General features: G+C 70.5%; 15 protein-coding genes. 8 read left to right on the forward strand and 7 right to left on the reverse strand.

Annotated elements, in window-relative coordinates; genetic code table 11:
- Nucleotides 1–796 (forward strand): chaperonin GroEL (gene groEL / locus MFF58_RS03390; RefSeq protein ID WP_238285344.1); only part of this gene is annotated, 796 nt, incomplete at its 5' end.
- A gap of 840 nt (nt 797–1,636) precedes the next feature.
- On the opposite strand, the gene fae is transcribed toward groEL, so the two are convergent.
- The 7 genes from fae to MFF58_RS03425 all read right to left on the reverse strand — a co-directional run bounded on the left by fae (nt 1,637) and on the right by MFF58_RS03425 (nt 8,415).
- Nucleotides 1,637–2,149, reverse strand: a complete 513-nt coding sequence (fae, locus tag MFF58_RS03395) for a 5,6,7,8-tetrahydromethanopterin hydro-lyase (protein ID WP_238285371.1) — start codon at nt 2,147–2,149, stop codon at nt 1,637–1,639.
- A gap of 237 nt (nt 2,150–2,386) precedes the next feature.
- The gene (locus MFF58_RS03400) at nt 2,387–3,220 is read right to left on the reverse strand and encodes a triphosphoribosyl-dephospho-CoA synthase (RefSeq protein WP_238285372.1); all 834 of its coding nucleotides are present in this window, start codon (nt 3,218–3,220) and stop codon (nt 2,387–2,389) included.
- On the reverse strand, nt 3,217–4,125 hold the full coding sequence (locus MFF58_RS03405; protein ID WP_238285373.1) for an ATP-grasp domain-containing protein: 909 nt from the start codon (nt 4,123–4,125) through the stop codon (nt 3,217–3,219). Before MFF58_RS03405 ends, MFF58_RS03400 begins: the two co-directional genes overlap by 4 nt.
- Nucleotides 4,126–4,314: 189 nt before the next feature.
- Nucleotides 4,315–5,289, reverse strand: coding sequence for a methenyltetrahydromethanopterin cyclohydrolase (mch, locus tag MFF58_RS03410; RefSeq protein WP_238285374.1), 975 nt, complete (start codon nt 5,287–5,289; stop codon nt 4,315–4,317).
- Nucleotides 5,289–6,437, reverse strand: coding sequence for an ATP-grasp domain-containing protein (locus MFF58_RS03415; RefSeq protein WP_238285375.1), 1,149 nt, complete (start codon nt 6,435–6,437; stop codon nt 5,289–5,291). Before MFF58_RS03415 ends, mch begins: the two co-directional genes overlap by 1 nt.
- Nucleotides 6,438–6,457: 20 nt before the next feature.
- Nucleotides 6,458–7,351 (reverse strand): NAD(P)-dependent methylenetetrahydromethanopterin dehydrogenase, encoded by an 894-nt coding sequence (locus MFF58_RS03420; RefSeq protein ID WP_238285376.1) that lies wholly within the window; start codon nt 7,349–7,351, stop codon nt 6,458–6,460.
- 86 nt (nt 7,352–7,437) lie between these two features.
- On the reverse strand, nt 7,438–8,415 hold the full coding sequence (locus MFF58_RS03425) for a beta-ribofuranosylaminobenzene 5'-phosphate synthase family protein (protein WP_238285378.1): 978 nt from the start codon (nt 8,413–8,415) through the stop codon (nt 7,438–7,440).
- A gap of 500 nt (nt 8,416–8,915) precedes the next feature.
- On the opposite strand from MFF58_RS03425, the gene MFF58_RS03430 reads away from it, so the two are divergent.
- From MFF58_RS03430 to MFF58_RS03460, 7 genes are all read left to right on the forward strand, one after another.
- Nucleotides 8,916–9,986 (forward strand): molybdopterin-binding domain-containing protein, encoded by a 1,071-nt coding sequence (locus MFF58_RS03430; protein ID WP_238285379.1) that lies wholly within the window; start codon nt 8,916–8,918, stop codon nt 9,984–9,986.
- A complete protein-coding gene (locus tag MFF58_RS03435; RefSeq protein WP_238285381.1) occupies nt 9,980–11,626 on the forward strand; it encodes a formylmethanofuran dehydrogenase subunit A in 1,647 nt (548 codons plus the stop codon). Before MFF58_RS03430 ends, MFF58_RS03435 begins: the two co-directional genes overlap by 7 nt.
- Before the next feature lie 27 nt (nt 11,627–11,653).
- Nucleotides 11,654–12,601, forward strand: coding sequence for a formylmethanofuran--tetrahydromethanopterin N-formyltransferase (fhcD, locus tag MFF58_RS03440; protein ID WP_238285383.1), 948 nt, complete (start codon nt 11,654–11,656; stop codon nt 12,599–12,601).
- A gap of 3 nt (nt 12,602–12,604) precedes the next feature.
- Entirely contained in the window at nt 12,605–13,399 is a 795-nt protein-coding gene (locus MFF58_RS03445; RefSeq protein ID WP_238285386.1) for a formylmethanofuran dehydrogenase subunit C, read from the forward strand.
- 84 nt (nt 13,400–13,483) lie between these two features.
- Nucleotides 13,484–13,690: a hypothetical protein gene (locus MFF58_RS03450; protein ID WP_238285388.1), complete on the forward strand. Its 207-nt coding sequence runs from the start codon at nt 13,484–13,486 to the stop codon at nt 13,688–13,690.
- A gap of 99 nt (nt 13,691–13,789) precedes the next feature.
- A complete protein-coding gene (locus MFF58_RS03455) occupies nt 13,790–15,424 on the forward strand; it encodes a sensor histidine kinase (protein ID WP_238285389.1) in 1,635 nt (544 codons plus the stop codon).
- Complete coding sequence (locus MFF58_RS03460) at nt 15,421–16,125, forward strand: response regulator transcription factor (protein WP_238285390.1); 705 nt, start codon at nt 15,421–15,423, stop codon at nt 16,123–16,125. Before MFF58_RS03455 ends, MFF58_RS03460 begins: the two co-directional genes overlap by 4 nt.
- The last annotated feature ends 126 nt before the right edge of the window (nt 16,126–16,251 follow it).

Genomic DNA, 16,251 nt, shown 5'->3' on the forward strand with positions numbered 1-16,251 from the left:
TGATCGCCGCAAGGCGATGCTCGAGGACATCGCGATCCTGACCAAGGGCCAGATGATCGCCGAGGATCTCGGCATCAAGCTCGAGAACGTGACGCTCCCGATGCTCGGCCGCGCCAAGCGCGTCCGCATCGACAAGGAGAACACCACGATCATCGACGGCGTCGGCGAGAAGTCCGACATCGAGGGCCGGATCGCGCAGATCAAGGCGCAGATCGAGGAGACCACCTCGGACTACGATCGTGAGAAGCTGCAGGAGCGTCTGGCCAAGCTCGCGGGCGGCGTCGCGGTGATCCGCGTCGGCGGCGCGACCGAGGTCGAGGTCAAGGAGAAGAAGGACCGCGTCGACGACGCCCTCAACGCCACCCGCGCGGCGGTCGAGGAAGGCATCGTCCCCGGCGGCGGCACCGCGCTGCTGCGCGCCAAGAAGGCGGTCGCCGAGCTGAAGTCCGACATCCCGGACGTCCAGGCCGGCATCAAGATCGTGCTTAAGGCCCTCGAGGCCCCGATCCGTCAGATCGCCCAGAACGCGGGCGTCGAAGGCTCGATCGTGGTCGGCAAGATCACCGACAACACGAGCTCCGAGACCTACGGCTTCAACGCCCAGACCGAAGAGTACGTCGACATGATCCAGGCCGGCATCGTCGACCCGGCCAAGGTCGTCCGCACCGCCCTTCAGGACGCGGCTTCCGTGGCCGGCCTCCTGGTGACCACCGAGGCGATGGTCGCCGACGCGCCGAAGAAGGACAGCCCCGCTCCGGCGATGCCGGGCGGCGGCATGGGCGGCATGGACTTCTAAGTCCAGTCACCTGTCGAGACGAGGAAGGGGGTCGCCGGAAGGCGGCCCCTTTTCTTATGAGAACGACCCGACGCTCAAGCCGGCGAAGGCGAGACCGAAAGGAACGGCAAGCGTGGCTCGGCCGATCGGAACCGGAAGGCGGTGAAGACGCGGTGCCAGATGCCGCCATCACCTGCACTTCTGTATCGAAGTCGAGCCCTGATCTTCCCGACATCGGATTGTGCCGAGTAGGGGCTGGTCAGGCTTATGTTTTCAGATTTGAGGATCGCAGCATCAAGTGCGGCGTGGTCTGCTGCGTTTCCATCTGGCCGAACGACGGCCCGCCCGCTGCACGACTGGTTTTAGTTCCAGGCCGCGCTTCTTCGGCCGCCGAACCCCTGAACAGACGGGGCGGCAATGTCCGATACGGTACAGGCTGTGTCGTGTCTGGGGGCGAGCATGCACCGAGGTGCCCCTCGCAGGGCCGCGTCTCAAGATCGTCTGTGCCGGACCATCTCGCCACGCCGACAGGCTGTGGTGGGGCCAAAGGTCATGTGCCGGATGGATCCCCCGAACCGCCCGGATCCGGCTTCATCCCGAGCGACGGGATCAGACTGCCCCGCCGGTGTCGCGCGTGACGCGTTCAGAGCGCCACGCTTCGCCGCGCTGACCGGTGAGTGGACCGCGACGAGGGCAGAGCCGCTCACCGCGGGCGGGCCGAGGTACGGACAACAAAAAACGGGACGGCTTGCGCCGTCCCGTTCGAGATTGGACCTATCGGCCTAAGAAGATCGAAGCCAGTCGCTGGAGCAGGCCCCGCGGTGCGGGCGGAGGCGCGCTCTGCCCAGGACCGTCCCCGATCTAAGCGTTGGCGGCGAAGGGGTGCTGCGCGGAGTTGCGCTGCTCGGTGACGGTCGAGGCCTTCGGCTCGCCGTTGACGGCGCGCTGGATCGACAGCTTGGTCGCCTCGTAGTTGTACTTCTGGATCTTGGCGTCGTCGGCCGCCTCCCAGTGGATGAACACGCCGACCAGGATGAACAGGTCGTCGGCCTCGTCCGCCGGAATGATGCCCTCAGCCACCGCGTCCTGCACGGCCTTGGCAACGCCGTGCTGGGCCGGGCCGAACATCTGGACGGCCTGACGGGCGTCGTTGATGGTGACCTTGTTGAACATCAGGGTGTTCGGCTTGCACGGCAGGTTCGGCGCGATGACCGCGAGCAGGCTGGTGAAGCCATGCTTGTTGTTCACGAGGCCGTTGCAGAAAGCCGACTCGGCCGGCGAACCGCGCGGTCCGATGATGAGATCGATGTGGGCGACCTCGTTGCCGTCGCCGACGAGTGCTTCGCCGACCTGAACCTTGGTGATCTTCGCCATTCGGTGTCTCTCCCTGGATTCCGAAAAAGAGCCGCGCGCCGGGCGGTGCCGCGGCCGGGAAGCCATCCTTGTTATCGGCGCCCGACCATGCCGGCCGAGCCGGATGGGCCGAGCCGGTTGGGCCGGACAGCGCGGCGGACCCTACAGCGGGGCCCTGCGGCTCACAACCCGCGCAAGGCCCTGACACGAAGGAATTTCTATCCTCCGGTCTGAGGAACCGCGGAACCCGCGCGCGGTTCAGGCCAATCGTGCGCCGGCGGTTGCGAGGGCGTCCCAGAATAGGGTCGCGACCGTGAAATCCGCGCTCGTGCCGGGGTTGAGGCCGCGCGCCTTCAACGTCGTGTCCAGGGCGAGAAGCCGCTCGACCGGCTTGGCCGCGAGATCCAGCCCCGCCAGGGCCGCTTCGGCCTCGCGACGGACGGAATCCGCCACGTCCGCCCCTGCCTTGCGAGCGATATGGCTGTCCGGCACCCATCGCAGATAGGCGAGATGGACCGCGGTGGTGCACCAAGCCGGATCGAGCCCCTGGCTCCGCGCCGCATGCAGCGCCGGGAGGCCGATCTCGGTCACGTCGGCGAAGCCGTTGACGAAGGCGCGCGCGATGCGGTCCCGATCCGCGGCTTCCGCCATCGCGCTCATCAGGGAGGTCGGCGCTGCGGCGGCGACGTCGTGCTTACCGGCCCGGCCCAGACCGCCGGGGTTGGCGAGGCGGATCGCGGCGTAGACGGCCTCCGCATCCGTGCTGTCCAGGCTACCGAGAACCGCCGATACGGAGGCTCCCCCTTCGGCCGCGACGGCCAGGGGGGCGCAGAGGAGCAGGATGCCGAGATTGGTGTTCTGGCCTGCCGCCGCCATCGTCGCGGCGACGCCGCCGTGGACGCGCGCACCGACGCCCGCCCCCGCCTGCGCCAGGGCCGGGGCCGACACGTCGGCGCTGGTGATGAAGTCGGCCACCACCATGCGGTGGCCGGCGGCGAAGGCATGAACGTTGCCGGGCTTGAGGGCGTCGAGCTCCGCCAGGCAGGCGGCCCGATAGAACGAGCGGATCCGCGCGGGGGCGAGCGCGGTCATGCCACCACGAGCCGGGGACGGCTCGCGCCGCGGACGGCGGACAGGAAGCCGCGCACCACGGCCGCCGCGATGTCGGCTTCGCAGACGGTCTGCAGTCCCGACCAAGCCGGCATAGAATTGACTTCCAGGATCGAGAAGCTGCCCTCCCCGTCCTCCACGAGATCGACGCCGGAATAATCGACCCCGACCGCGGCGGCCGCGGCTTCGGCGAGCTCAGCCGCCACCCGCGGCATCGCCCAGGTCAGCGGACGCCCCCCGCGATGAACGTTGGTGATCCACCCGTCCCCCTCGCGGATCATGCCGGCGATCGCCCGCCCGTCGCAGACGAAGACCCGGTAGTCGCGCCAGAGTCCGTCGTGGCGCGGAACGTAGCGCTGGAGGTAGTAGACCCGTGCCACCGCCTCCTCGTCCGGAAGATCCTCCGGCCGCTCGATCAGCGCGAGACCCTCGCCCTGCGACCCGAACAGGGGCTTGAGGACGAGGGGCGCGCCCGGACGCGCCTCGTCGGCGACCAGGGCCGCGGCGGCCTCGCGCTTCGAGAACACCCAGGTGGCCGGCGTCGGAAGGCCGGCGCGGGCGATAAGGAGCGAGGTGGCCGCCTTGTCGACGGAGCGCTCGATGGCGGTCGGCGTGTTCCAGACGGTGACGCCTGCGGCGACGAGGGCGTGCAGCACGCCGAGGCGCATCGTCGTGGCCTCGAAGGTGCCGCCCGCGATCGTCCGCATCAGCACGCCGTCCGGCAGCGTATCCAGAAAGCCCGGCACCCGCAGGGGCTCGCCGCCACCCGTCACAACGGCCACATCGGCGAGCGAGAACAGCACCGGCTCGACCCCCTGCGCGCGCAGCGCCGCGAGCAGCCGGTTCTTGTGCCAAGTGCCGTTATCGGCCGCGAGCCCGATGCGCATTGGGGGTCCTGATCGTCAAGGCCGTGGCCGGCCTGAATCGGAGGCGAAGCGAGGAGGTGCGGCGGGCCGATGGACGAATCCGCTCCCGCCCCGAGGCGGGGAAGGGAGAGAGGCGGAGCAGCTCACGCCGGATCCCCGATGGCCGGGGCCACCGGCCGCGCCGCCGGCCACCGGATCCCCACCCGCTCGTCAGGCGAAGGATGCGTCCACCAGCGTCGGCTCCAAGCGACCGCCGCGATAGGTAGCCCCCGAGCGTATCGACGTGACGATCGCCTCGGCCGGCGAGAACAGGGCGCCGTCGATCTTGTAGAAATCGCCGTTCACCCGGGCGAAGATGTCGGCGAAGGGCGCGCCGTGGTCGCTCGACGTCGTGGAGGGCAGCTGCTCGGCGAGCTGCTTGGCGTCCGCATCGTCGGCATCCACGAACAGTTGAACGCGCCCGCCATAGATGATCGCGTCGTTGGTGCGACCCATCGCCTTGATGAAGTCAGGATGCGGGGGCGACAGCGGCGCGGAGCCGATCCCGTCCACGATGGCGTGCAGGTCGAAGCCGACCGTGTGGGCCTTGTGGAGGGCAACCTCGAGCACGCGGGCCACGACCTGAGTGGAGCCGGCGAGGCTTTGGGTCGGGGCAAAGATGAAGGTCAGGTCCTCGGGTCGTAGGCCGCAAGCCTCGGCGACCTTGGCGACCACGCTCTCCGGCGGCCCGCCGGCCGCCTCGAGAACGAGGGCGGTCCCGGTGGCGGAGTCGCGGAAGCCGAGTTCCTTGTACAGATCTTCCACGGCGGCGACCGCCCGGCCGGGCCCCGAGCCCAGGGCGAAGAAGCCGGAATCGCCGGCTTCGTCGGCGAGGCTCCAGCCCGCGTACTGGCTCCCCAGGCAGGCGAGGACCGGGTCGGCGGAGTGGACCGTCACCGAGTAGGGCCAGGAGGCGATCGGACCGGTCGGCGCGATCGTCACGGTGCCGAGGCCGCCGAGGCAGATCTCGGCGATGCGTCGGCCCGCCTCGATCGAGCCTCTGGCCTGGGCGCCGGCATCGACCATCCGGGCGCCGCCCGCATCCTGTGACACGGAGAGCCGCAGGGTTGCGGCGTCGGCCACGAGACGCTCGACCAGCGGCGCCGAGAGGGCATTGATGCTGGGATAGGATTGGCTGGCACTCATCACAGGGCTTCCTCGGGGTGTGTTGTCATCGCCGCGCAGATGACCCGCAAGCGCGCCATCCGCGTTTCCAACAGGGCGAGCACCTCCGCCCGGTCCACGCCTTCGGCCAGCACCGTGCAGAGCGGCGCGTCGCGGCGGACGACCGTGCCAGGGCACGGGCGGTCACGCACGTAGTCCGGCCAGTCGAGGTCCGGGACAGGCGCAAGCTCCTGGTCCGCGTAACAGATCTGTGCGGCCGCCGCACCCGCCGGTTGCGGGCCGGGATCCGGCATCGTGCCCAGGCAGGCCGCGATGTGGGCGGTCAGCAGCGGTGTTGCGAACCGGTCCAGGATGTCGAGCGTCGCGCCCGGCCGGGGATTGATCTCGGTCAGCCACCAGTCGGTGCCGTCGACCAGGACATCGGCGCTGCCGAGGCCGCGCAGCCCGGTCGCGGCCACGATCCGCTCGGTCCCGGCGGCGATCGTCGCCATTAAGCCGGGGGCGAGCGGCGCCGCCTCGCCCGTGCCGCGGGCGAGCGCTCCCGCGTATCGGTAGGGCCGGACCGGCGACGGGGCGCACCATTGCTCGGTCAAGGCGAGGATGCGGAGCGTTCGGCCATCGGCGAGGAAGTTCAGGGCGTGCGGTCGTCCCGGAACACACGCCTGGAAGTAGTGAGAGGCCGGCGCCGGTCCCCGCGTGGCCGGCCGGATGTGGTTGCCGCCGCTGCCGCCTATGCGCTTCAGCAGCCACTTCCCCGGCTCCGGCAACGGTCCCGCGGCAACCGCTGGATGGGGCACGCCGAGGCGGGTGCAGAGAGACGCGAAGGCCATGGGGTCCTTCAGCGCCGCGATGGTTCCCGCAGATGCGCCGATCAGCCTGTGCCGTTCAGCAAGGCGCGCGACGAGGTCGGGAGCATCCTCGAAGCCGCTGCCGAGGATCAGGCCGATCGCACCTCCTGCGGCTTCCGTCAGATCGTCCAGGGCGGCGCACGTGGCCTCGGCGTTCGAGGCAGCACCGAACCGCCCGGGCAGCGCCCGGTAGCCGTCCGCCAGGGCGCGTGTGTCGGAGTCGCCGAACAGATCGGCCACGAAGGGTCGCAATCCGGCGCGTCGCGCCGCCTCGGCCAGGGCGCGCCCGGCCTGGGCGGCGACCAGGATTGCGTCCGTCATCCGACGGAAACTCGCAATGCCTAGCCGGCGATCTCGACCGCCAGGCTGTAAGCATCGCGGAAATCGAGGCAGAGCGGCGTATCGGAGCTGAGCATCCGGTCGAAGAGGCGCCGCTGCGTCTGGTACTTGACGTTGCCGACGGCCAGCGCGCCGATGCCGACGCCCTTGCCGGCGGGCAGGGCCACGTCGACGGCGTTGACGTCGATCCCCGCGATGCCGGCCGGCGGCACGGCGTTGACGTCCGAGGCGACGAGGAGCTTCGGCGCCAATTTCAGATCCTCCGCCGTGAGGATCGGGATGCCGGCCGGCCCAGCGGAGAGGATCACGTCGGCCTCACGGATGGCGGCGCGGCGATCCTCGGGCGTGGTTCCATCCACGGCGCCCACCTCGATGCCGAAGCGCCATTTCATCGTGAAGGCGATCTTGGACACCCGCTCTTCGCCGTCATGACCGACCAACACGGTGGTTGCTCCCTCCAGGGCGCCGATCACCGCGGCCACGTAGGCGACGACGCCCGCACCGCCGAAGATGACGATGCGCTTGCCGCGGAGGTCAGTGCCGAACTTCTGCCGCAGGGCGCGGGAGACCTGCGCCACCATGGCGGCGCCGGTGGTGAACGAGCCTGCCGGATCGGCGAAGACGTGGTTCACGAAAGGCGGCACGAAGGCCTTCTTGGCGCGATCGACCATGTCGAGGGCGTCTTCGGCGTTCTTGCCGCCGATGAAGATGCCCGTGCGGGTGCCGTCCCCCGGCGCCCGCGAGAAGATCGAATCCTGAGTCAGCGACACGACGTCGGCGAGGCTGACCTCGGCGTAGGTCACCACCGTCTCGAAGCCGGCATCGACGGCCATGTTCACGTCGAACGGGCTCATGTGCCGGAGCGGCGTCAGCATGTGGAGGATCGAGCGGGCCATGGAATCCTCGTGCGGCGCGCGACAAGTGCGTCTGACCTCCGTCCAAACCCGGAGCCGCGGCCCGGGTCAAGTCCGGGACGCGCGGCTCAGGCCGGACCAGTCACCGCGGCTCCGCTGTTGCGGCCCCGGGCGATGACGAACCGGAGCTGGCCACCGCGATCGAGGCTCGCCACGACGGCGCGGGCCTCGGTTTCGGATGGCACCAGGACGAAACCGGTGGGTCCCCAGGAGGATTGGCCGTAGCCCGACAGACCTTGTGCGGCGACGGTCTCGAGCGCCCCCGCGACCGCGGCGCTGGCGTATCGGCCGCCCTGATGGGGCGCGAAATGGTCGCCGATCAGCGTCTGGATGCGGGTGATGCCAGCGCCGAAGCCCTGCGGCTCGGCCAGGGCCACCGCGGGCAGGACCTGCATCAGCGCGATCCGGCAGATCTCCGCTGCCTGGGCCTCGGGAAAGCGGGGCAGATCACGGAACGCCTCGACCTCGCGCGTTCCATGTACCCCGGCCATGCTGGGATCGAGGAGGAGGACGATCCGCCAGGCTTCAGGATAGGGCAGACGCGCGATGATGGGGGGCGGCCCGCCGTCCGGCCCGCGGCCGCCATCGACGATCAGGCCGCCGTCCGTGAATGCCCGCAATCCGACGCCGGACCGGTTACCCCGATCCAGGGTCGCCGCGAAGGCGTCCGGCGCGAACGGCTCTCCGGCGAGGCGGGCCATCGCCGCCGCGACCGCCAGGGCCAGTTGTGTCCCCGAACCGAAACCGGCATGCGCCGGGATCACCCGCTCGACCGTGACGGCGGCATTCCCCCGGTGGCGGAGATGGGCGGCGGCCGCCTCGACATAGCCGCGCACGCGTTCGGCCTCGGGCCCGGTGACGGTCGAGTTGACGGCGCGGCGGGCGGTCAGGGCGAGGGACGGCTCATCGATGGCGAGGCCAATGCTGCCGAAGCGGCGGCCGAGCCCGCCATGCAGATCCAGGAAACCGAAATGCAGCCGCGCCGGCGCCTCGACCCGCACGGCTTCGACCTCAGTCCCCTCGTTCCGCTCCGGAACCTCGCCCAACACAAATCCCTCGAATCCCACAGGTCCGGCACAGCCACGGTGCGCTTGTCACACGAGGCCCGTCGGCCGGGCAACTTGGACGCGCCTCGTTCGATCCGCTCGGCGGCAACTTCCGTCCGGCGTCCGGGACGGGTCCTGCGTCGCGCCACCCCTGCGGGCGTAGGGGCCATGAAGGTGCAGCCGGGCCCTCGTTTCGGATTGGACGCAGCGCCGGCGGACCGCGATCCGGGACTCGACACGGGACGACGCTGAGCGGCGCAAACCGACCCGCGCAATCCACTTCCCGACGCACATCGCCGCCGGACCCCCTTGCCGCGATAGCCGGATGAATGCAAACCTAGGCCCGCGACGGCGCGCCGAGTTTGCCGTCCGTCCGGTCGTGCCGGGCGGGCGAGCCATTCCGATCCGGTGGGAACCCTCCCGATGAGGTGAACCCGCTTCGTCCGGTCTTACGGCCGTCGCCCGCTCCGAAACCAAGCAAGAATGTTGCGAGAGGGAGCATGGCAGCCTGGGTGAAAGGCGGCGCGACGGACGCGGACACCGCCATCGAGGCGGCCGCATCCCTGCTCGCCAAGGCGCGCGCGCCGGTGATCGCCGGCCTCAGCGCCGACGTGGCTGCGATCCGCGCAGCCTACGATCTCGCGGGACGCCTCGGCGCCTCGGTGGATACCGCCGGATCGGTGGCGACCTATGCCGAGCTCGGGTCGCTGAGCCGGGTCGGCGCTCTGACCACGACGCCCGCCGAGGCCGTCGGTCGCGCCGACGTGATCCTGGTCGTCGGGGATGCGGCGTGGCAGGCGCCGCTCCTGAAGCGGCTGATCGATGCGAAGCCGACCCGCGGGCGCACAGCCGGATCGGACCGCGTGCTGCTCGCGGTCGGGGCGAACGCCGCGGCATCGCTGGCGTGGCCGGCCGAGGGCGGCCTGCCGGAGGCGGTCGGCGTGCTGCGCGCCTACGCCCGCGGCCATCTCGCCGGAGATGCGCTTCCGGGGCAGATCGCTGCCCGGCTGGCCGACGCGCAGTACGGAGTCCTCCTCTACGATGCGGCCGAACTGGGCGAGGCCGGAATCGAGATGCTTCAGGGCCTCGCCATGGACCTGAGCGAGGCGACACGCTGCTTCACCCTCGCCAGCGGCGACGTCGGTCAGGACCGGGCGGTGGTGCCGGTCTCGGCCTGGCTCACCGGGCAGGCGCCGCGCAGCGGCTTCGGGCGCCGCGTGCCGGAGCACGATCCCTGGCGCTTCGACGCGGCCCGACAGGTCGCCGCGGGTGAGGTCGATGCCGTGCTGTGGCTGGGCGCGGTGCCCGTGCCGCGGCCGGACTGGCTGTCCGCCGTGCCGTCGATCGCGCTGGTCGCGGACGGCGAGGCGAAGGACGCCGAGGTGGTGATCGCGGTCGGCCAGCCCGGTCGCGACCATGGTGGCGTCTTGTGGAACGAGCAGCGCGCCGCGCTGACCTTCTGGCCGGCCTCCGCGCCGTCGGATCTCCCGTCGGCCGCCGCGGTGATGGCCGCCCTCAGGGAGCGCGTCGGCACGCATCAGGCCGCGTCGAGGAGTGAACCCGCATGCTGAGCGTGATTCGGGGCGGGCGCGTCGTCGATCCGACCGCGTCCCGCGATTCCGTCGGTGACGTCTGGATCGAGGACGGCCGCGTCATCGATCCGCCGGGCCGCGAGCCCGACCGGGTGATCGATGCGGCGGGCTGCGTGGTGATGGCGGGCGGCGTCGAGGTGCATTCGCACATCGCGGGCGGCAACGTGATCACGTCGCGGCTGCTGCTGCCCGACCTCTACGTGAGTGAGGCGGCGCCCGACGGCCACCCCTTCGCCCATGCCGGCGGGGCCGCGGCCTGGATCGGCTCGACCTATGCGCGGATGGGCTACACTACGGCCGTCGAGCCGGCGATGCCGCCGACCCACGCGCTTGGGACGCAGCTCGAACTCGCCGACATCCCGCTTCTCGACCGCGGCGCCCTCACCGTGATGGGCAACGACGACCAGCTCCTCCAGCTCCTCCGGGACCGTCAGGGCGGCAACGCCGTGCGCGACCTCGTCGCCCTGTCGGTCGCCCAGTCGCGCGGCCTCGGAGTGAAGTGCATCAATGCCGGTGGCGCCTCTGCCTTCAAGGACGGAGCGCTGCGCCTGTCGCTGGACGAGGAGATCCCCTGCTACGGGCTTACGACGCGGCAGATCATGGGATCGCTCCTCGACGCGGTCGAGGCGATCGGCGTACCGCACCCGCTCCACGTCCACTGCAACAACCTCGGGCTGCCCGGAGCGGACGACAGCTTCATGGCCACTCTCGATGCGGCGGAAGGTCGGCGCATCCATTTCGCCCACGCCCAGTTCTACGCCTACGGGGTCTCCGATCCGGCCAATCCCGGCACCGGCGGCTTCCGGTCGGCCGCCGAGCGGATCGCGCGGGCGATCAGCGACAATCCGAACGCCACGCTCGACATCGGGCAGGTTGTGTTCGGGCAGACGGTGACGGTCTCCCTCGACATCCTGCGTCAGTTCGCGGGCCGGAAGGGCGCGAAGCCGAAGAAGTGGGTGCTGAACGCGGGCGATGCCGAGGGCGGCGGCGTCGTGCCGTTCCTGTACCGGCCCCGGGGCCCGACCAGTTCGCTGCAATGGGCGATCGGCCTGGAGATCATGCTGCTCTCCACCGATCCGGAGCGGACGATCCTGACCACGGACCATCCGAACGGCGGACCCTTCACCCAGTATCCGCGCATCATCCACCTGTTGATGGACAAGTCCGAGCGCGACCGCGAGATCGCGACGCTGCCGGCCATCGTGGGCGAGCGCTCCGGATTGCCGGGTCTCGAGCGCGAGTACTCGCTCTCGGAGATCGCTCAGCTGACCCGTTCTGGACCCGCCAAGCTCCTGGGCCTCGCCGACCGTGGCCATCTGCGGCCGGGCGCCCGGGCGGACGTCGCGGTCTACGGCGACGACACGGATCGCACCGCGATGTTCACCGCCGCGAAGCTCGTCCTGAAGGACGGCGTACCGATCGTCGAGGACGGCGAAGTGGTCGAATGGCGCGCCGGCCGCACGCTCTCGCTCACGGTGGAATCCGACCACGCGATGGAGAAGCGCGCCGATGCCTACCTGACGGAGCGCTTCGGCGCAGGGCTCGACAGCTTCGCCGTGCCGGATGCGGCTTTCGGTGAGGGCACCGAGAACTTCGAGGCGGTTCCATGCCGGGCCTGATCAGCGGGGCGAGCCGCGGGAAGAACGATGTCTGATCTCACCCTCAACGGCATCCCGGTCATCGATACCTTCGCGGAGGCGTTCGACGTGGCCGGTACCGCCATCGTCGTCACCAACGACACCGCCAAGTGGGCGATGATCGCCGCGACCACGATGACGGGCTTCGCCACCTCGGTGATCGGCTGCGGCGCCGAAGCCGGCATCGACGCCGAACTCTCCCCGGAGGAGACGCCGGACGGGCGGCCGGGCGTACGCATCCTGCTCTTCGGCTTCGAGCCGAACGGGCTCAAGGACCAGCTGATCAAGCGGGTCGGCCAGTGCATCCTCACCTGTCCGGGCACCGCCTGCTATGCGGGCGTCGATGGGCCGACCAAGATCAAGCTCGGCGGCGCGATCCGCTATTTCGGCGACGGCTTCGCGGTGGCCAAGCGCCTTCCCGACGCCACCGGCAAGGCGCGGCGCTACTGGCGCATTCCGGTGATGGACGGCGAGTTCCTCTGCGAGGACACGGTCCGCGCCGTCGATGGCGCGGTCGGCGGCGGCAACCTGCTGTTCCTCGGCCGCACCCATGCCGAGACGCTGAAGGTGGCGGAGATCGCGGTCGAGGCCGCCAAGGCGGTGCCCGGCGCGATCCTGCCGTTCCCCGGAGGCATCGTCCGCTCCGGCTCGAAGGTCGGTGGCCGGACGAAGGGCATGATGGCCTCGACCAACGACGCCTATTGTCCGACCCTGAAGGGCCGTGCCGGCTCGGCGCTGCCGGCCGAGTGCGGCGTCGTGCTGGAGATCGTCATCGACGCCCTCACCTCGCAGGGCGTGTCCGATTCCATGCGCGCGGGCCTGCACGCCGCCACGGAAATCGGCAGCAGGCACGGGTTGGTCGCGGTCACGGCCGGCAATTACGGCGGTAATCTCGGCCGCCATCACTACCACCTGCGCGACCTGATCGCGCCGCATGACGCCACGAAGGAGGGCTGAGCCTTGAGCACCCTCATCCTGCGCGCGGCCCCGCCCGAGCGGCTGGACTTCCTCGCCGTCAACCCGTTGGCGCTCAGCGGCCTCTCGCAGAGCGAGGCTGAGCGCCTGAATGTCGGAACCACCCGGACGGGCGTTCGCCTCGGCGATTGTTTCGCCGTCAAACTCGACGGCTCCGACACCCTGATCATCGAGGGTGGCCATGAACGTCTGGACCGCGTCGGCGCAGCCCTCTCGGAAGGCACGATCCGCGTGACCGGTGACGTCGGCCAGCGCCTCGGCGCCGGCATGGCGGGGGGCAGCCTGACGGTCACCGGCAATGCCGGCCCCTACGCGGCCTCCGGCGCGACTGGCGGCACGATCCTGATCGAGGGCGACGCTGGCGACCATGCCGGCGGCGCGGTCTACGCCGCCAAGGCGGGTCTCGACGGCGCCACGCTGATCATCCGCGGGACGGCGGGCGACCATCTCGGCGACCGGATGCGGCGCGGGACCATCGTGGCCGGCCGTGCGGGCGCCTTCGCGGGTTCGCGCATGATCGCCGGTACCCTGGCGGCCCTCGCGGTCGGTGACCATCCGGGTCTCGGCATGCGTCGCGGGACGCTCGTTCTGGGTTCCCACGGCCGGATGGCCGCGACCTTCGTGGAGACCGGGACGCACGACCTCGTGTTCCTGCGCCTGCTGGCCACGGCCCTGCGCGGTCTCAGTCCCGAGCACGCCGAACTCCTCGGCCGGCCGCTGCGTCGCTACTCGGGCGATCTCGCCACGATCGCCAAGGGCGAGATCTGGGTCGCGGCCTGACGCCACCTGGGCAAGGAGCGTGGACGCATCCTATGCTTCCCGCCAAGCCGGCCCGTCCGAGGCCGGCAGCCCGGGAGCGCGCCCATGCTGTTGCTGCTGTCGATCTGCCTCGTCGCCCAGCCCTCGACCTGCCGCGAGGATCGGATCGAGATGTCGTTCGAGAAATCGAGCCCGTTCGTGTGCCTGCGCAATTCGCAGAGCGCCTTGGCGACCTGGCAGGCTGCGCATCCCGAATGGCATGTCGAGCGCTGGCGCTGCGCCGCCAAGGGCAGCGTCCCGAAGGATCTGTGAGGGCACCTTGGTTCTATGGGCGAGTGATGACATGCTCGCCCCGGTCCTGAGACCCGGGTCTGCATCACCATCGCGGCCGGGCGACGCCCGGAACTCACCATGCGCTCGCTGAAGGTCCGCTTCGCGCTGTTGCTCGGTGGTACGGCCATCGTGGTGGTGCTGGCCGCGGCCGCCGCGCTGGCGGCGATCGGGGCCGCCGAGCGGACGGTCGACCGCACCCTCGAAGCGCAGCGGCGCCTTGAGCTGCTGGCCGAATTGTCCGGCCGCCTCACGCAATTCGGCCTCGCGGCCGTGGAAACCGTCGGCAGTCCCGACAACCAGCCGGAGGCCATGGCGATCGCCCGCGACAACGCCGACCGGGCGCTGACCACCGTGGACGAAGCCCTCGCCAGGAGTTTCCCGCCGACCGACGATCCGGCCGACCGGATGCAGTACGCGGCGCGCACGCGTCCCATGGCGCAGCTGCGGGCGGCCCGCGTCGTCCTCGACCGGCAGGTGGCGCTGATCAGCCGGCAGACGGAGCCGGAACGGCGCCAGGACGCCATCAAGGGAGCGCTGAACGGCTTCGGCGCCATGACCGGCCAGCCGCTCTCGTTCCTGATCGAGGCCGAGCGGCGCAGCATGGCGCTCGGGTCCGAGCAGGCCCGCGCCCTCTCGGAGCGCCTGCGCGTCGCGGCGGCCTCCGCGGTGGCCGCCGCGCTGGTACTCCTCGCGATCCTCTATCGGAGCGTCACGCGGCCGACCCTGGCCCGCATCGAGGAGGTGCGCCGGGCGGCGAGCGCCATCGGTCACGGCGCGCTGGACACACGCCTGTCCGTCGCGACGCGGGACGAACTCGGCCTGCTGATGACCAACGTCAACCGCATGGCCGCGCGCTTGGCGCGGCGGGAGTCGCGCGTCGCGGCGGATCGGGCCGCGCTCGAGGACACCGTGGCAGCGCGCACCGCCGACCTGCGCGCCGCCAATGCCCGTCTTGAAGCCGTCGATCAGTCCCGCCGGCGCTTCTTCGCCGATGTCAGCCACGAGCTGCGCACGCCCCTGACGGTCATCCTCGGTGAATGCGACCTCGCCCTTCGCGGTGCGTCCCGCGGCGCGGATCCGGGACCGGTCTTCGCCACGATCAAGAAGCGGGCGCAGCGGCTCAAGCTGCGCGTCGAGGACCTGCTGCGCGTCGCCCGGTCCGAATCCGGCGAGATCGAGTTCGACAGGCGCCCCCTCGGGCTCGCCCTCGTCCTGTCCGAGGCGGTGGACAACATGACTTCGGAAGCCGCCCGCCGCCGCGTCGGCCTCACCCTCGATCCCGGGACCCGGGACGTGGAGTGCCTCGCCGATCGGGAGTGGATCCGGCAGACCGTCGAGAGCCTCGTGGACAACGCCCTGCGCCACGCCGCCGGTGTCAGCCGGGTCGAGGTCGCCCTGACGCCGGGCCCCGGTCCCGTCGGACGCATCACCGTGACGGACGACGGGCCCGGCTTCGGCGCCTCCGAGACCGAACTCTTCGAGCGTTTCCGGCGTGGCAAGAGCGCGGGTCCCGACGAGACCGGCTTCGGTATCGGCCTCGCCCTCGCGCGCTGGATCGTCGAACAGCACGGCGGCACGATCCGGCTGGGCTCCGGACCGGACGGACGCGGCGCCCGCGTCAGCCTGGACATGCCCGCGCTCGATCCGGCATGGATTGCGGAGACGGCCGGGAACGCGGCCGGCGACGCGCAGGTGAAGGAGTCGGCCGCATGACGCGGATCCTGATCGTCGAGGACGACGTCGACATCCGGGGGCTTCTCGCTCGGGGACTGGAGGCGGAAGGATTCGAGGTCGGTACGGCGGCCTGTGTCGATGAGGCGCTCAAGGCAGCGCACGACCCGGCACCGGGCGCCGTCCTCCTCGACATCAACCTGCCGGACGGGTCCGGCCACGACGTCTGCCGCTCCCTGCGCGAGGGCGGCTTTCCCGGCGCGATCCTGTTCCTCTCCGCCCGGGACGAGATCCGCGACCGGGCCGAGGGGCTGGCCCTCGGCGCCGACGACTACATCATCAAGCCGTTCGAATTCGACGAGCTGGTGGCGCGCCTGCGCACGCATCTCATGCGGCGCGAGCAGGCCGAGGCACCGCGTTCACGCATCACGGCGGGCAAACTGATGCTCGATCTCGACACCCGCCAGGCGAGCTGCGGCGAGGCCAGTGCCCGCCTGACGCCGCGCGAAGCCGACCTGCTCGCCATGCTGATGGAGAGCATCGGAAAGCCGGTTTCCCGGGCCGACATCTTCGACCGCCTCTGGGCGAGCCAGGGTGGCCTGTCCCTCAACGTGGTCGACGTCTATATCGGCTACCTGCGCTCCAAGATGGCGGATTTCATCCGCTACGGAGGCCCGGTTCTGGTGACGGTACGGGGCAAAGGCTTCATGCTGGAGCTGCGCGGACCCGACTTCCGCCAGTGAGCCACTGTACTTAAGTCGCACCCGCGCGCATTTCTCGATGGTTTCCGGGCATTTAGGAAGTCTCTCACGAAAAATTTGGGAGGATCCGGCAACTTAGTGCTTGAAGCGCGCTGCTGAATCGTCGAT

It is taken from the genome of Methylobacterium longum, from assembly GCF_022179385.1.
GTDB lineage: Bacteria > Pseudomonadota > Alphaproteobacteria > Rhizobiales > Beijerinckiaceae > Methylobacterium > Methylobacterium longum.

What these genes read in the sequence shown, in the direction of transcription:
- MFF58_RS03415 (WP_238285375.1), bottom strand. Translation starts at nt 6,437, where the DNA reads ATGACGGACGCAATCCTGGTCGCCGCCCAGGCCGGGCGCGCCCTGGCC.
- fhcD (WP_238285383.1), top strand. Translation starts at nt 11,654, where the DNA reads ATGTCTGATCTCACCCTCAACGGCATCCCGGTCATCGATACCTTCGCG.
- MFF58_RS03400 (WP_238285372.1), bottom strand. Translation starts at nt 3,220, where the DNA reads ATGACCGCGCTCGCCCCCGCGCGGATCCGCTCGTTCTATCGGGCCGCC.
- fae (WP_238285371.1), bottom strand. Translation starts at nt 2,149, where the DNA reads ATGGCGAAGATCACCAAGGTTCAGGTCGGCGAAGCACTCGTCGGCGAC.
- mch (WP_238285374.1), bottom strand. Translation starts at nt 5,289, where the DNA reads ATGAGTGCCAGCCAATCCTATCCCAGCATCAATGCCCTCTCGGCGCCG.
- MFF58_RS03460 (WP_238285390.1), top strand. Translation starts at nt 15,421, where the DNA reads ATGACGCGGATCCTGATCGTCGAGGACGACGTCGACATCCGGGGGCTT.
- MFF58_RS03430 (WP_238285379.1), top strand. Translation starts at nt 8,916, where the DNA reads ATGGCAGCCTGGGTGAAAGGCGGCGCGACGGACGCGGACACCGCCATC.
- MFF58_RS03435 (WP_238285381.1), top strand. Translation starts at nt 9,980, where the DNA reads ATGCTGAGCGTGATTCGGGGCGGGCGCGTCGTCGATCCGACCGCGTCC.
- MFF58_RS03420 (WP_238285376.1), bottom strand. Translation starts at nt 7,351, where the DNA reads ATGGCCCGCTCGATCCTCCACATGCTGACGCCGCTCCGGCACATGAGC.
- MFF58_RS03455 (WP_238285389.1), top strand. Translation starts at nt 13,790, where the DNA reads ATGCGCTCGCTGAAGGTCCGCTTCGCGCTGTTGCTCGGTGGTACGGCC.
- MFF58_RS03450 (WP_238285388.1), top strand. Translation starts at nt 13,484, where the DNA reads ATGCTGTTGCTGCTGTCGATCTGCCTCGTCGCCCAGCCCTCGACCTGC.
- MFF58_RS03405 (WP_238285373.1), bottom strand. Translation starts at nt 4,125, where the DNA reads ATGCGCATCGGGCTCGCGGCCGATAACGGCACTTGGCACAAGAACCGG.